This window comes from Thermosipho sp. 1074 (assembly GCF_001999655.1).
In the GTDB taxonomy this organism is placed as follows: Bacteria; Thermotogota; Thermotogae; order Thermotogales; family Fervidobacteriaceae; genus Thermosipho; species Thermosipho affectus.
This window is the reverse complement of the sequence record NZ_LBEX01000013.1, coordinates 41,549-55,260: the sequence shown is the minus strand read 5'-3', so window position 1 is coordinate 55,260 and position 13,712 is coordinate 41,549. Positions and strand designations below refer to the sequence as shown.

Sequence of the window (13,712 nt, the reverse complement as noted above, 5' to 3'; positions counted from 1 at the left end):
CTTTGGGGATTGTTTTTTTAATAGGTAAAACAGTGGAGTTGATTATTTTTCTTTTGTTAATTTAAAATGTATAAAGAAAATGAATAAAGATATAGAGAGATAATAAATAATACTTACATAATTTCTTGGAAAAAGCGTAAATGTGTAGGCAAGTAAATAAGAAATCCCTAAAAAGGCACTACCCATTTTTTCATGTAGGATATGATGAAGGTGTTTTCTGTCTGCAATAAAGGGGTTTTCTTTAGATAAAATTCGCCTTGTAAAACTTGCGACAACTTCGTAGAAGGGATATCCAAAGAATATAGTCAAAAATACCATTTCGTTTTCCATTTTCAATATAGAAGAAAGAAGTAAATACCCCGTAATTAGTACACCGCTTTCTCCCATAAAGAGCTTTCCATAGAAGTTGAAAATGAATATAGGTAAATACATTAAAGATATATCAAATTTTCCAATTGTTGAAAAGTATATAATGGAGACTCCTGTTGAAAGTCCGTTGAATCCGTCTATCATGTTAATTCCATTAAAAAACGCAACGATCCAGACAATTGCAAATATGTCAGTGAATATATTTTGATACCCAAATAAGGTTAATTTATGTTTCCATACGAAGTACACAGCTATTAAAAATTCAAATACAAATTTTTGTTTGTAGGATAATTTTATCATATCGTCTAATATTCCAAAAAGAAGAAGCAATAAAAGAATAAATATTGAATTTTTGGAATATATTGCAAGTAGAATAAACAAAATTATTCCGCCTATTTGTGGAGTGGGAAGTGTATGATTTTTTCTTTGAGTTGGATAGTCCATAAAAAGGTTTAATTTTTTGGATATTATTAATACAAGTATTGTTACAAGAAAGTATATGATTATATTCAACTTTTCACCAGCCTAATACTGTAAGTGCTATTATTAGATTTATTGCGGAAAATACCCCTACTATCTTTTCTTCTTTCCATCCCAGCAATTCAAAATGGTGGTGTATAGGTGACATCTTAAAAATTCTTTTTTTGAAAATTTTAAAAGATGTTACCTGTAGGATAACACTTATAGTTTCTATTATGAATATACTTGATGAAAATATAAGTTCTTTTTCCAAACCGTGTAACATGGCGAATGTTGCGATAAATGCACCAAGTGAAAGAGAACCTGTATCACCCATGAAAATTTTTGCTGGTCTGGTATTGAATAACAAGAATGCTAATACTGTGGAAATCAAAAAAACAGTTGAAAAATCTTTTGCATATATTGAAAGTGGTATGATGGAAGTAATCCAAACCCATCCAGCAAGTCCATCAATTCCATCGGTTAAATTTACGGCGTTTGAAGCACCGGTGATTGTAAATATCCAAAATGCGTAATACGTTATTTTTGAAACGTTTAAGCCAAATATCGTAGAATTTGTTGAATATGAAATGATTAATATGGAGAATATTATTTGTAAAAATAATTTTTGATAAGCTCTAAGCCCCAATGCCTGCTTTTTTAAGATACTAGATATATCATCTAGAAATCCAATAAATCCAAATAATATTAAAGAGAGTATAAGCGAGAAGGGGATATTGTATATAATTCCAAATATTACAGCAATACTTACAAAAATTATTCCACCAGCTGTTGGGGTACCTGTTTTGTAATTGTGAAGATCTGGGCCTTCTTCTCTTATATACTGTCCTAATTTTACTTTTCTCATAAATTTGATGTATAGATAAGTCAAGAATGCAGATATAGAAAAAGATAAAATATGCAGTACAATCACTCCTCTATGAGTTTTTCTATAAAAAATATGGATAGCATAAAGTGAAGTAACTCTTCTGTATTAAGGCATTTTTTGAATATAAAGATGCCTTTTTCCCCATTTAGATTTAACAAATATCTGTGAAAATCTTTTGAAGATTTGTAATCTATAACAAAATAGTCGCCATCTGTGATGGATATCTTGTATTCTTTATCTAGTTTAATTTTTATAATCTTTCCGTCTTTTTCTATAGTACAATCCACGGGAATGTTGATAAATGATTTATTGTCTTTCTTTACAATTTCTACATCTATTCCTAAAAAGTTTTTTAAAAGTGATATATTTACGTTTTTTAAGCAAATCATTTGAATGTCTTTTCCCCTTTGTTGATCTTTTTATAGATAATATCTATTGTAACATCCCTGTCTTTAAACGGTACTTTGTAATTTTCGTTGAACACTTGGTATGGTTCGTGTCCACGACCTGCAATTAAAATTACATCTCCCCTATTTGCGAGTGTAATTGCCGTATCAATTGCTTCTTTTCTATCGATTATTGATAGGCTTAAACTTCCAGGAACAATTCCCATTTCAATGTCTTTTATAATTTCTTCTGGATCTTCCCCACGTGGATCATCTGTGGTGATTATGGAAATATCTGAATATTTTGAGACTATCTTTCCCATAATAGGTCTTTTTCCAATATCGGATTGTCCTCCTGCACCAAATACCGTTATAATTCTTCCTTTGGTAATTTTTCTAAGTGATAATATGACTTTTTCCAAGGCATCAGGGGTATGTGCAAAGTCTATTATAATTTCTATTCCCAATTTTTTTGCTTCTGAGATTACTTCAAGGCGTCCGTCTACACCTCTAAATGTGGAAATGGAGGATATTACTTCATCTATGTCATAACCTATTTCAGATAGAGCTGCAATCACAAGTGTTATGTTAAATGCGTTAAAATCTCCTAAGAGTTGTGAGGCTACCTTTTTTTCCCCATACGGTGTTTCTAATCTAAAGTAAATCCCAGACCAGTTTGAATTTATTTCGTGAATTACATAATCTGAGTCGTTATCGATGCCAAAAGTAATAATTTTAGTGTTTTTATTTGGTATATCTTTTAATAATTCATGGTTTATAACCGCAACACCATTTGGTTTTAAAAGGTTTAATATATGTAGTTTTGCCTTTTTGTAATTTTCAAATGTTTGGTGAAAATCAAGATGATCTCTTGTTATATTTGTAATTCCCACTATATCATACTTTATACTTTCTACTCTATATTGTGAAAGAGCATGAGAGGAAACCTCCATTGCATAGTACTTTCCGTTTTCACGGACGGTTTTGTACATATTTTTCGTTATTTCGATAGCCCCCGGTGTGGTGTTATGATGGTAAAATTTGTCTCCCATAATATCGTTCATGACGGTACCGCTTATACTTCCTTTTATACCAAGTTCATGCATTATGTGGTGAAATAAATGTACAGTTGTTGTTTTCCCATTAGTGCCGGTCACTCCGAAAGTTATTAATTTTTCGTATGGTTTGTTGAAAAAAACATCCGAGATTATCGATTCTGCTATTCTTGAATCAACAACCAAAATATAAGGATAGTCTTTGATCTCTTCTTCAACAACAAAAACCTTTGCCCCTTTTTCTGAGATGTCATCTACTAATTTGTGAGAATCAAAGTTAAATCCTTTTCTACAAATAAAGAGTGAGTTTTCTTTAATATCTTTCGAATTTGACGAAATATAATCAAATTCCATTTCTTCATCGCAATTAACTTTTAAAACGACAGAACTTAAGGCTTTTAAAATCTCTTTTATTTTCAAAAAAAATCACTCCCTTGATAAGGGTTCTTGTAAAAATTATATAACATATTTTTAAAAATTTCAATATTAAAAAACACGACTGATAAATGTTTCTATGTCTTTTAATTTTACATCTATACCGGGGTGAATATCTGGCGTGTTTTTTCCGTGAAAATCTGATCCAGCAGTTTTTACAAGATTGTATTTTTGAGATAGTTTTTCGTATGTTTGGATCATGATGTTTGTGTGTTTTGAATAGTATACTTCTATTCCATCTAAACCCAAAGAAACGAGCTTTTTAATTAAAGCTTCTAATTTTTCATTATCGGTTGTAGTTTGATATGGATGTGCAAGTATTGCTATTCCGTTTGCTTCTTTTATTATTTTGATAGCTTCATCAATATTTAAGCGTTTTTTGTTTTCGTAGAGTGGTTTGCCTTTTTTTAGATATTTTTCAAAAGCTTCTTTTTGACTGTTGACATATCCTTTTTTTACCATAAGGCTTGCAAAATGTGGCCTTCCAATAAGAGTTCCCTTTGCTTCTTTTAACGCTTCTTCAAAGGTTATATTAAAACCCATTTTTTGCATTTTTTCAATTATAATTTTATTCCTTTCTAATCGATACTTTTTTAACATTTCAAGGGTATCGATTAATTTTTTGTTATTCAAATCTATTCCATATCCTAAAATGTGAAGGGTGGATTGGTATTCTACACTTATTTCCAAACCTGGAACAAAATTTTCTTTGGAGATTTTTTTAATACCGTCAATGGTGTCGTGATCTGTTATGGAAAAATATTCTATGTCTCTTTCTTCTACAATTTTGACTAGAGATTCTGGAGAAAATGTACCATCAGATGCAGTGGTATGCATGTGAAAATCTACTAACAAAATTTACCCTCCCTTGTAGTTATCTAGTGCGTTTAAAAGTAAGTTGTAATCGTAAAAATTCAACCAGATTCCTTGATATCTTCTTATATTATACTCCTTTTGAATGGGTACGAAAAGGGCATGGTATATCTTTTGTACGTGTTTCTTTTTTAGATGGATTCTTAATCCTTCTGGAAGGAGCGCTAGTAATATATCAAGGTTTAAAACGTTAAAAAGTCCATCTATAAATGCGTAAAATTCATCGTGTGTTTTAAATTGTGTGATGCATATTTTTAAGTTGTTTTTGTTTAAAAATTTTGCATTTTTAATGGAGGATATAAAATTTTCTTGTGAAATTTCTTTTTGATATATTATTTCGTATATATCTTCAAATTTTTTGTTTCCCAAAAACTTTGAAAAGTACAAAAATTCGTTTTTTCTTGCAGTTCTGAACATTGCGGTGTCCGTATAGAGTGCAATTGCAAAGGAAAAGAGTGTGGTTTCATCTAGTTCTATTCCAAGTTCTATAGAAAGGTTGTACAGATTTATAACATTTGCACTGGAAGTAATCGAATAACTAAAGAGTGCGTTTTGAAAAAATTCATGGTCTCTTTTGTTGTGATGATCAAATATGACATAAGGTTTTGAAAGATTAATATTTAAATCTTCTCTTTTATCTGTGTCGTATACAAAGATGTAATCAAAATCATTTGGGTGGGTAAAAGAAAGATTTAGATATTTTAACAGCCCATATGCGCTGCGTAATTCATATGGTGGAATGTAATAGGTCCCGCCAAATACTTTTAATCCCCAGTATATAGATGCAATTCCATCACAATCTGCCATTTTGTGTGTAGTGTGTAGAATTTTTTTTGATTTAAAGTAAAGTAAATCCAAAGTATTCACCCCCTTAAAAAATTATATCATCTATGATAAAATATAACTTGAAAAAATGTCTGGGAGGGAAATATATGAAAAAATTATTAATTTTAGCTATAGTTATAGCTAGTATTTTTGTTTTAGCCTATACTGTAAGACCAGGAGATGTTTTAAATATAGCTGTTTTTGAACATCCAGAATTTCCAATGCAGGTTACTGTTTCTGTTGATGGGACTATTTCATATCCATTTGTTGGACAGGTAAATGTTGTGGGAAAAACCACTAATGAAATAGCAGAGATTATAAAGGATTCCATAAAAAAAATTATAAAAAATCCAATAGTATCGGTATATATAGAAAAATACGCACCTATGTATGTTTACGTACAAGGTGCGTTAAACGTTGCATTTGATATTTCGATTGATCCTGAAATGACCCTTTCAAAACTTGTTTCATTTTTGAATTTATCTACAAATACCAGTATTGATTTCTCAAATATAAAGATAAAAAGGGGAAAAGAAATTTTTAATGTAGATCTTGAACCTTATTACAATGGTGCAAACTTTGATGTAGATGTATTACTAAAAGAAGGGGATATCATATATATCCCGAAACAAAAGAGTAAAGTGGCTTATATCGTCGGGCCTGTAAAAAAACCCGGAGAATTTTCTTTTTCAGATACAGAGGATATCACTTTGTCCCTTTTAATTGCAAAGGCGGGTGGAGTAATCGATGAAAAAAAGAAGTACATAAAAGAAGTTGAGGTTATTGAAGATGAAATTTCTAGAATTTATCCACCAGATATATTAGAAAAAGATTTATCCCTTAAAAGGGGTGCAGTTGTCAATATAAAGACATACTCAGAATTTTATGTTTATTCAGAAGGACAAAAGATTGAATTTTTACCAGACGAGCCAAAAACACTAAAGATGTTACTTGCAAAAACTCCGATAAATATTGATAGACAAGAATTGATAAACGATGGTTTTGCAATCATAAACGGGAAAATTAAGGTAAAGTTAAGTGATGATATAGATAAAATAAGTTTAAGCTGCGGAGATGTAGTAGATTTAATATATACCCCTTTTACGGTTAACGTTGTGGGGTATAAGGGAGGAGTAATTACTTTAACTTCTAAAGAACCAAGAACTTTATCTTATTTGGTAAAAAAATTGGGAATAGATAATATGGAAAGTATTTTAGACATTTACGTTGTTGGAGATAAAGAATACAAAATAGAGGATTTGATTTTAAATAAGGTTGATAAGGTTTTAGAGAGAAACGATACAGTTGTTATAAAATCTTTGGCGGAGAATGCCGTTTATCTTGTAGGAGATGTTTCAAAATATGTTGTATTTCCGTATTCTGAAAAGATTACCCTCCACAAGGTTTTAGCAAAAGCAGGTGTTTCTGATTTAAAAAGAATTGAGAAAATAAAATTAAATGGGAAAATTTTGGATACTAGTAAAGATGAAGTAATAGAGAGCGGTGCAATATTAAACGTTATTTTGAAAAAAACAATATACATTACCGCGTTAGGTTATTTAAAGAATGAAGGAACTGTTGAAATAGATTATACGGAATCTCCAGATTTAATTACCCTTTTTGGTAAGTTGGGTGGTCTTTATTTAGGACCAAATTTATACTTTGTTTCTGATAAAGTTTACGTTGTTAGAAAAAATAAAGTTTTTGCAGAGGTAGATGCAAGAGATGTATATGAAGGTAAAAAGAATATTGAGTTAGAAGATGGAGATTTTGTCTTTGTAACTGAAAAAGAAATAGGACATGTTTATGTGCTTGGATATGGTAAAAAAGATGGAATTGTAAAATTCAATAGTAGTGAGGAATTTGATTTAAAAACTTTATTGGCAAAATTAAGAGGAATAGAAAAGGGAATTAGTAAGAAAATTACGATTTTATTTGATAATGAGGCAACTACTGTAAAATGGGATGAAAACGTGAAATTAAAAAGTGGTGCAACGGTTTTATTTGAAAAAGACACGGAAAATTATATTTACGTAATTGATGAGAATGGAAAACCAAACATGTTTTATACTGAAAAACCTATTACTTTGTATGAGCTAATTTCAAACTTTAACGTGAATAAAAACTTTAGATTGATAAAGATTTTAAATAAAGATGTTTCAATTGATGTAGATGATGTGGAAAAGGCATTGGGATACATTGTAAAACCAGGAGATGTTGTAAAGATAGTTGATGCCCCACAAAATATTGCATACGTTTTGGGAGAAGTGAGAAATCCTGGGATAATTTCCTTAAATGATGGAATGGATGTTTTAGAAGCTGTTATACGTGCGGGATACTTTACTGATAATGCCGCACCATCATCTGTGTTCTTGTACAAAGGAGGAGTAAACGGTACGGCAATAAAGGTAAACTTAAACGATGCAATAAAGAAAAATGGAAGTGTTCCAAAAGTTGAACCAGGAGATGTGGTTTATGTGCCATCTGATCCGTTTAAGACAGCACTTGAATGGGTTCCTGTTATAAATAACCTTATAGGACTATACAACAACATTAAAACGATAAAATAAGGGAGGATAGAATATGGAAAATCAAGTAGAAGAACTTACATTATCCGATATTTTGCATATATTTAAAAAAAGACAATTTTGGTTTTGGACTATATTTTTCTTGACTTTAGTTTTAACAGGTATTTATTTGTTTTTTGCAACTCCAATCTATGAAGTTAGTGTAAAGATAAAAATTCCTGCAAAAAGTTCAGCTCCATCCCTTTCATCGCTTAGTGGTGCTGCGGCTTTGATACTTGGTGGTGGTACAACGGCACGTGGGGTTTCAGATGAAATGGAATTGATAAAGAGTAGGAAAACACTTGAAAAGGTTATTAAAGAGTTAAATTTGATGGATTATTTTAAAAGTAAGATTAAAGATAAAGAAGAAAGAGAGAAGTTAACTTTAAATTCCGTTATCCACAAATTACAGGAAGATGTTATTTCCGTGGAAATGGTAAAAGATACATCTTTTATTGAAATTAAAGTAAATCTTGATGATAAAGAGCTTGCATATAAACTTTCAAAGGCAATACTTGATGCATATACAGAAGTTTCTAAAGAATTAAATAAAGACCAGGATGAATATATGGTAGAGTTTATTGAAAGACAGCTTCCAGAGACGGAAAAAGAACTAGAAGAAATAGAAAATAGATTAAAAGAGTTTAAGAAGCAAAAGTCTATTTTACCATCAAAAGAGGCAGAACTTTTAATTAATAATCTTTCGGATCTTGATAATAGGTATTATTCAGCACAACTTGAGTACAAGTCCTTGAGTGTAAAACTGGAAAATTTAAAGGCGGCTATTTCTCACTTTAAGGGGCTTATAAGTAAACTTGATTATATTCCAAATAGTCCAGTAATATCGAGTTTGAGGGAAAAACTTGTTGAATATCAAGTTGAGTATCAAGGGATGCTCCAAAGATACTCACCAGATTCGGTTGAAATTAAGGAATTAGAAGCAAGAATAAAGGAAGTTGAAAAAAGGATAAGAGAAGAAATTTATAGTATAGTAAAAAGTAGTTTCAATGCAGATGATCCGGTGCTTTCAAGTGTTTACACGCAATTAATTGAGACACAATCTATGCTAGAAGTTTCAAAAGCAAGTTTAAAAGCACTTGAAAAATTGCGAGCAGATTTGGAGAATCGTTTAAAGGGTTTACCGGATATAGAAGTTGAGTATATAAACCTTCAAAGGGACTATCAATTAAAACAGAATGCATACGTACTCTTAAAGACAAAATTAGAAGAGTTGAAACTGTCAACCGCGGGCTTTAATTTTAGTGCACCTGTGGTGGTAGATGAACCATTTATACCGGATAATCCTGTAAAACCAAATAAAAAGTTAACTTTAGCCATTGGTGGGGTTTTAGGAATTTTTCTAGGAATATTATTCGTCTTTGTTGTGGAATCTTCTGATAAGAAGGTAAGAGATTGGTTTGATGTGGAAAAATTAATTGGAAAAACTCCCGTTCTTTTAGAAAAACCAGATGTGAAACTTTCAGTCTTTAAAGCGCCTGGTTCTAGGTACACCAATGTGGTTGAAAAAATTGGCATGAAACTAATTAGTGAGAGTAATCCTAAAGTTTTTGGGGTTACATCATCTGGAACTTTTGAGGAAAAAGATATATTCGTTGCAAATATTGCGGGATTTTTATCGAAAAATTCCAAAAAGACTTTAATTTTGGATTTTTCAAATACCATGTTCAAAGTGTTTGATATAAATAGTGGAAAGAGTTTAGTTGAATACATGAAAGCTCCGGGAAATATTCAAAGTGTAGAAAAAAATCTTTATCTACTTATAAAGGGAAAAGAAAATGTAAATGATATTTTGTTATCAAAAGAGTTTGAAAGTTTAATCGAGAATTTTAAAGAAAACTTTGATTATATAGTTATAAATCTTCCAGAAGCAAGTTCTCCAAATATACCTTTATTAAAGAAGCTTTGTGAAGAAACATTGCTTATCTTAAAATCAAAAGTTACTGAGAAAGAGAAATTTTTGGAAGCGTTAAAAGAAATAAAGACGGAATATATAATACTTAGCGAATAGGAATAAGCCCGGTTCTCGGGCTTGTTTTTTATGGGAAAATTTTTTGGGGGTGAAATTTTGAATTGTGCGCTTATAATGGCTGGTGGAAAGGGAGAAAGGTTTTGGCCTTATTCAACAGATGAAAGACCAAAACAATTTATAAATCTTTTTGGAGAAAAAACTATGATCCAACAGACTGTGGAAAGATTGGAAGGATTTATTCCAAATGAACAAATTTTTATTGTCACAGGAGAAAGATATGTAAAACTTGTAAGAGAACAATTACCAAATATACCGGAAAAAAATATCATAATCGAACCTGAAGGAAGAAATACTGCGCCTTGTATAGCGTTGTCTGCTTTTTACATAAAAAAATTTTTGGGAAATGTTAACCTTGCTGTTTTTCCCGCTGATCACTTGGTTAGAAGGGTGGATGATTTTAAAAAAGCGTTATCACATGCCTTTGAATTTGTAGATTCAAATGAAGATGCCATAGTTACTTTAGGGATAAAACCAAATAGACCGGAAACGGGATATGGCTACATAAAATTTATAGGAAAAGAATTAAAGATTAATGAAACTATTTTAAAGGTAGATAGGTTTGTTGAAAAACCAGATAAAGAAACGGCAAAGAAATATATAGAAGAGGGCAATTATCTTTGGAATGCAGGGATTTTTGTTTGGAAAATAGATACCATATTGAAAAATACAAAGGTATTTTTGCAGAATACGTATAATGTATTAAGTAAAGTCTTTGAAGATGAAAATTTTAAAGATAAACTAAGAAAACTCTATGGTAAAGTGGATAAAATTTCCGTTGATTTTGGTATTATGGAAAAAGCAAAGAATATTTACGTAATTCCATCAGAATTTGGATGGGACGATGTGGGAAGTTGGACTGCGGTTGAAAGATACAGTAAAAAAGATGAAAATGGAAATGTTGTGGGTGAAAACATGTACTATTTTGGATCAAAGGGAAATATAGTAAAGAGTAAAAAGAAGACCATATTAAACGATGTAGAAGATTTAGTTGTCATTGAAACAGATGAGTATATAATAGTTTCAAAAAAAGAAAGTGTTCAAAAATTAAAAGAAATAAAAAGTTACCTACGTAAGTAGGTAACTTTTTTTTTAGATTAAGTTTATGTTAAAATAAAAAATAGGTGAAAAAAGGGGGGAGAAAATGTTTCAAAAACAACCTATGATGAGAAGGATGCTTTATGCTTTAATTCCCATATATGTGTATGCTTTTTTATTCTATGGTTTTCGTCTAATATTTTTAAGTGTTTTTGTATTTATTTTTGGGGTATTAACCGAATATTTTTTTGAAAAAAGAAAAGGTAAGAAGGTTACGGAAGCAGTTCTTGTAAGTTGTATGTTGTATACATTATCCCTTCCTCCAAATATATCGTGGTGGATGGCAGTTATTGGAATAGTTTTTGGAATTGCCATTGCAAAAGAGGCCTATGGAGGCTTTGGAAGAAATGTGTTTAATCCAGCTATAACGGGAAGGTTGTTTATATATATAACATTTCCATCGTATATGACAAGTGGATGGATGCTACCAAGATTTGGTTTTTTTGGTAGCGATGTAGTTACTTCTGCAACACCTTTGGAGATTTTGAGATCAGGTGGTGTAGTTAATTTAAAAGATTTATTTTTTGGATTTAGGGCAGGTTCATTTGGTGAAGGAGCCATATTTCTTATTATCTTAGGAGCTATATATCTTGTTGTAACAAAGACTGCAAGTTTTAGGATAATGCTTTCAACATTTTTGAGCGCGTCTGCACTTATCCTTGTCTTTGATTTGTTTTTGGGAAAGATGGATTTTTGGTCTGCTATATTGTCTGGAAGTTTAGTATTTGTTTCTGTGTTTATTGCAACGGATCCAGTTACTGCTCCTAAGAATAAAAAGGCACAGTTAATATATGGAGTTATAATTGGTGTTTCTATAGTGGTTATAAGGTCTTTTTCGTTGTTTTCTGAAGGCACAAGTTTTGCCGTTTTGCTGGGAAATACCTTTGCACCCCTTCTTGATTTTTTAACAAAGAAGGTGAAAAAATGAAAACGGAAAATAAATTTTACGTTATCTTGTTTACTTTTACTATAACTTTCGTTTTTGTGGTTATTCTTTCTTATATAAATTCCCTTACTTATGATAAAGTTTTGGAAAATCGTGAATATTTTAAGGTAAGAGCTATACTAAACGCCATGAGAATTGATTTTAGTGACAAAATGGATGCCATTGAAAAGTTTAAAAAGTATGTAAAAAAAATAAACATTGGAGGGAAAGATTTTTATGTTTCAAATGTAGGCGAAAAGGTGTATGCTTATGTTTTTTCGGGTAATGGATTATGGGGGACAATTACAGGTGTTGTTGCACTAAACAAAAATTTAGATAGAATTGTGGGTGTTGATATTATATCTCAAAATGAAACACCAGGTCTTGGTGGAAGAATAGAAGAGGATTGGTTCAAAGAGCAATTTAGAGGAGAAAAAGTAGATAAAGAGATAGGAATTAAAAAATCTGAGAAATTAGGAGATAGTAATAAGGAAAACTACTCTGTTGATGCAATTACAGGTGCAACCCTAACCTCGAAATTTTTCATAAAGATTATAAATAACACGATTAGTGAAATGAGAAAAGTGCTAAGAGGTGATACGTATGAATAAGTATAAAGAAATATTCTTTAAAAATGTGTGGTATGAAAATCCTGTTTTTGTACTTGTTTTGGGGATATGTTCTACTCTTGCAGTAACTAATAATTTAAAAAATACATTGATTATGACGATTGGTGTTTTACTTGTTACGGGTTTTTCAAATTTAACAGTGTCGTTGCTAAAATCTTTTATTCCCGGAAAAGTTAGAATGATAACTCAAGTTTTGATAATTTCTTTTTACGTTATAATAGTGGATATTGTTCTTAGGGCGTATTTGCCAGATGTGAGTAAAGCCTTAGGTCCATATGTTGGATTGATTATCACTAATTGTATTATTATGGGAAGAGCAGAAGCTTTTGCACAATCGAATTCTCCCCTTTTATCGTTTTGGGACGGTGTTACAAGCGGCTTGGGATATATGGTGGTTTTAATGGTTATAGCGTTTTTTAGAGAACTTTTTGGCTTTGGTACTGTGTTTGGATATAGGATAATGCCAGAAGGATTTGTCAATTGGACGATTATGGTTATGCCGCCTAGTGCGTTTTTCATGTTGGCACTCTTTATTTGGATTGTAAAGGGAAGGGGGAATAATAATGCCTGATATTAACCCACTTGTATTATTTTTTGCTTCAATTTTTACAAGTAATATTCTTCTTTCAAATTTCCTTGGTATGTGTTCTTTTATATCTATCTCAAAGTCTTTAAAATCGTCAAATGGTCTTGGCATGGCAGTTACAATGGTTATGACTGTAACAACTGTTTTGAACTGGGTTGTTGAGAAATATATTATTGTACCATTTCAACTAGAGTATTTAAGGTATATCATATACATAATAGTGATAGCAGCGGTGGTGCAAATACTTGAAATGGTAATAGATAGGGTTTCACCGAATTTGTATATAAGTTTAGGTATATTTTTACCACTAATTACGGTAAATTGCGCGATCTTAGGTGTTGCTCTGTTTATGCAACTTAGGAATTATTCTCTTATTCAATCTGTTTTCTTTGGTTTTGGTTCGGGAATAGGGTGGTGGCTTGCCATTGTTTTACTTTCGGCGATTAGGGCAAAGGTGGACAAATCTCCTGTACCAGCTCCCTTAAAAGGTGTTGGAATTACTTTGATAACTATTGGAATAATGGCAATGGCTTTTATAGGTTTTGCCGGTATGATAAATGTTCAATAGA

13 protein-coding genes are annotated in these 13,712 nt (G+C 31.1%); 7 read left to right on the top strand and 6 right to left on the bottom strand.

Annotation, left to right across the window (positions count from 1 at the left end; genetic code table 11):
• Positions 1 to 42: 42 nt before the first annotated feature.
• The 6 genes from XO08_RS03850 to XO08_RS03825 all read right to left on the bottom strand — a co-directional run bounded on the left by XO08_RS03850 (position 43) and on the right by XO08_RS03825 (position 5,324).
• Entirely contained in the window at positions 43 to 882 is an 840-nt protein-coding gene (locus tag XO08_RS03850) for a glycosyltransferase family 4 protein (protein WP_075665720.1), read from the bottom strand.
• Between the two features lie 4 nt (positions 883 to 886).
• Entirely contained in the window at positions 887 to 1,753 is an 867-nt protein-coding gene (mraY, locus tag XO08_RS03845) for a phospho-N-acetylmuramoyl-pentapeptide-transferase (protein WP_075666699.1), read from the bottom strand.
• Positions 1,754 to 1,758: 5 nt separating this feature from the next.
• On the bottom strand, positions 1,759 to 2,106 hold the full coding sequence (locus tag XO08_RS03840) for a hypothetical protein (protein WP_075665719.1): 348 nt from the start codon (positions 2,104 to 2,106) through the stop codon (positions 1,759 to 1,761).
• The gene (locus XO08_RS03835; RefSeq protein WP_077287308.1) at positions 2,103 to 3,578 is read right to left on the bottom strand and encodes a UDP-N-acetylmuramoyl-L-alanyl-D-glutamate--2,6-diaminopimelate ligase; all 1,476 of its coding nucleotides are present in this window, start codon (positions 3,576 to 3,578) and stop codon (positions 2,103 to 2,105) included. Before XO08_RS03835 ends, XO08_RS03840 begins: the two co-directional genes overlap by 4 nt.
• A gap of 66 nt (positions 3,579 to 3,644) precedes the next feature.
• Complete coding sequence (locus XO08_RS03830; RefSeq protein WP_075665717.1) at positions 3,645 to 4,448, bottom strand: PHP domain-containing protein; 804 nt, start codon at positions 4,446 to 4,448, stop codon at positions 3,645 to 3,647.
• Positions 4,449 to 4,451: 3 nt separating this feature from the next.
• On the bottom strand, positions 4,452 to 5,324 hold the full coding sequence (locus XO08_RS03825) for a phosphoesterase (RefSeq protein ID WP_077287306.1): 873 nt from the start codon (positions 5,322 to 5,324) through the stop codon (positions 4,452 to 4,454).
• 74 nt (positions 5,325 to 5,398) lie between these two features.
• On the opposite strand from XO08_RS03825, the gene XO08_RS03820 reads away from it, so the two are divergent.
• The 7 genes from XO08_RS03820 (at position 5,399) to XO08_RS03790 (ending at position 13,711) form a co-directional block, all read left to right on the top strand.
• Positions 5,399 to 7,861 carry a polysaccharide biosynthesis/export family protein gene (locus XO08_RS03820; protein ID WP_077287304.1) on the top strand — a complete coding sequence of 821 codons (2,463 nt, stop codon included), beginning with the start codon at positions 5,399 to 5,401 and terminating at the stop codon, positions 7,859 to 7,861.
• Between the two features lie 13 nt (positions 7,862 to 7,874).
• Entirely contained in the window at positions 7,875 to 9,887 is a 2,013-nt protein-coding gene (locus XO08_RS03815; RefSeq protein ID WP_077287302.1) for an exopolysaccharide transport family protein, read from the top strand.
• Positions 9,888 to 9,944: 57 nt separating this feature from the next.
• A complete protein-coding gene (locus tag XO08_RS03810) occupies positions 9,945 to 10,985 on the top strand; it encodes a mannose-1-phosphate guanylyltransferase (protein WP_075665714.1) in 1,041 nt (346 codons plus the stop codon).
• A gap of 64 nt (positions 10,986 to 11,049) precedes the next feature.
• Positions 11,050 to 11,931, top strand: coding sequence for an RnfABCDGE type electron transport complex subunit D (locus XO08_RS03805; RefSeq protein ID WP_075665713.1), 882 nt, complete (start codon positions 11,050 to 11,052; stop codon positions 11,929 to 11,931).
• On the top strand, positions 11,928 to 12,539 hold the full coding sequence (locus XO08_RS03800; RefSeq protein WP_077287298.1) for an FMN-binding protein: 612 nt from the start codon (positions 11,928 to 11,930) through the stop codon (positions 12,537 to 12,539). The genes XO08_RS03805 and XO08_RS03800 overlap by 4 nt, the downstream gene beginning before the upstream one ends.
• A complete protein-coding gene (nqrD, locus tag XO08_RS03795; protein WP_075665711.1) occupies positions 12,532 to 13,128 on the top strand; it encodes an NADH:ubiquinone reductase (Na(+)-transporting) subunit D in 597 nt (198 codons plus the stop codon). Before XO08_RS03800 ends, nqrD begins: the two co-directional genes overlap by 8 nt.
• Positions 13,121 to 13,711 carry an Rnf-Nqr domain containing protein gene (locus XO08_RS03790; protein ID WP_198022715.1) on the top strand — a complete coding sequence of 197 codons (591 nt, stop codon included), beginning with the start codon at positions 13,121 to 13,123 and terminating at the stop codon, positions 13,709 to 13,711. The genes nqrD and XO08_RS03790 overlap by 8 nt, the downstream gene beginning before the upstream one ends.
• Position 13,712 lies beyond the last annotated feature (1 nt).

Bases quoted from the DNA above. Each gene is read 5' to 3' on its own strand.
- XO08_RS03840 (WP_075665719.1), bottom strand. From the start codon at position 2,106: ATGATTTGCTTAAAAAACGTAAATATATCACTTTTAAAAAACTTTTTA.
- XO08_RS03820 (WP_077287304.1), top strand. From the start codon at position 5,399: ATGAAAAAATTATTAATTTTAGCTATAGTTATAGCTAGTATTTTTGTT.
- XO08_RS03815 (WP_077287302.1), top strand. From the start codon at position 7,875: ATGGAAAATCAAGTAGAAGAACTTACATTATCCGATATTTTGCATATA.
- XO08_RS03805 (WP_075665713.1), top strand. From the start codon at position 11,050: ATGTTTCAAAAACAACCTATGATGAGAAGGATGCTTTATGCTTTAATT.
- XO08_RS03800 (WP_077287298.1), top strand. From the start codon at position 11,928: ATGAAAACGGAAAATAAATTTTACGTTATCTTGTTTACTTTTACTATA.
- nqrD (WP_075665711.1), top strand. From the start codon at position 12,532: ATGAATAAGTATAAAGAAATATTCTTTAAAAATGTGTGGTATGAAAAT.
- XO08_RS03790 (WP_198022715.1), top strand. From the start codon at position 13,121: ATGCCTGATATTAACCCACTTGTATTATTTTTTGCTTCAATTTTTACA.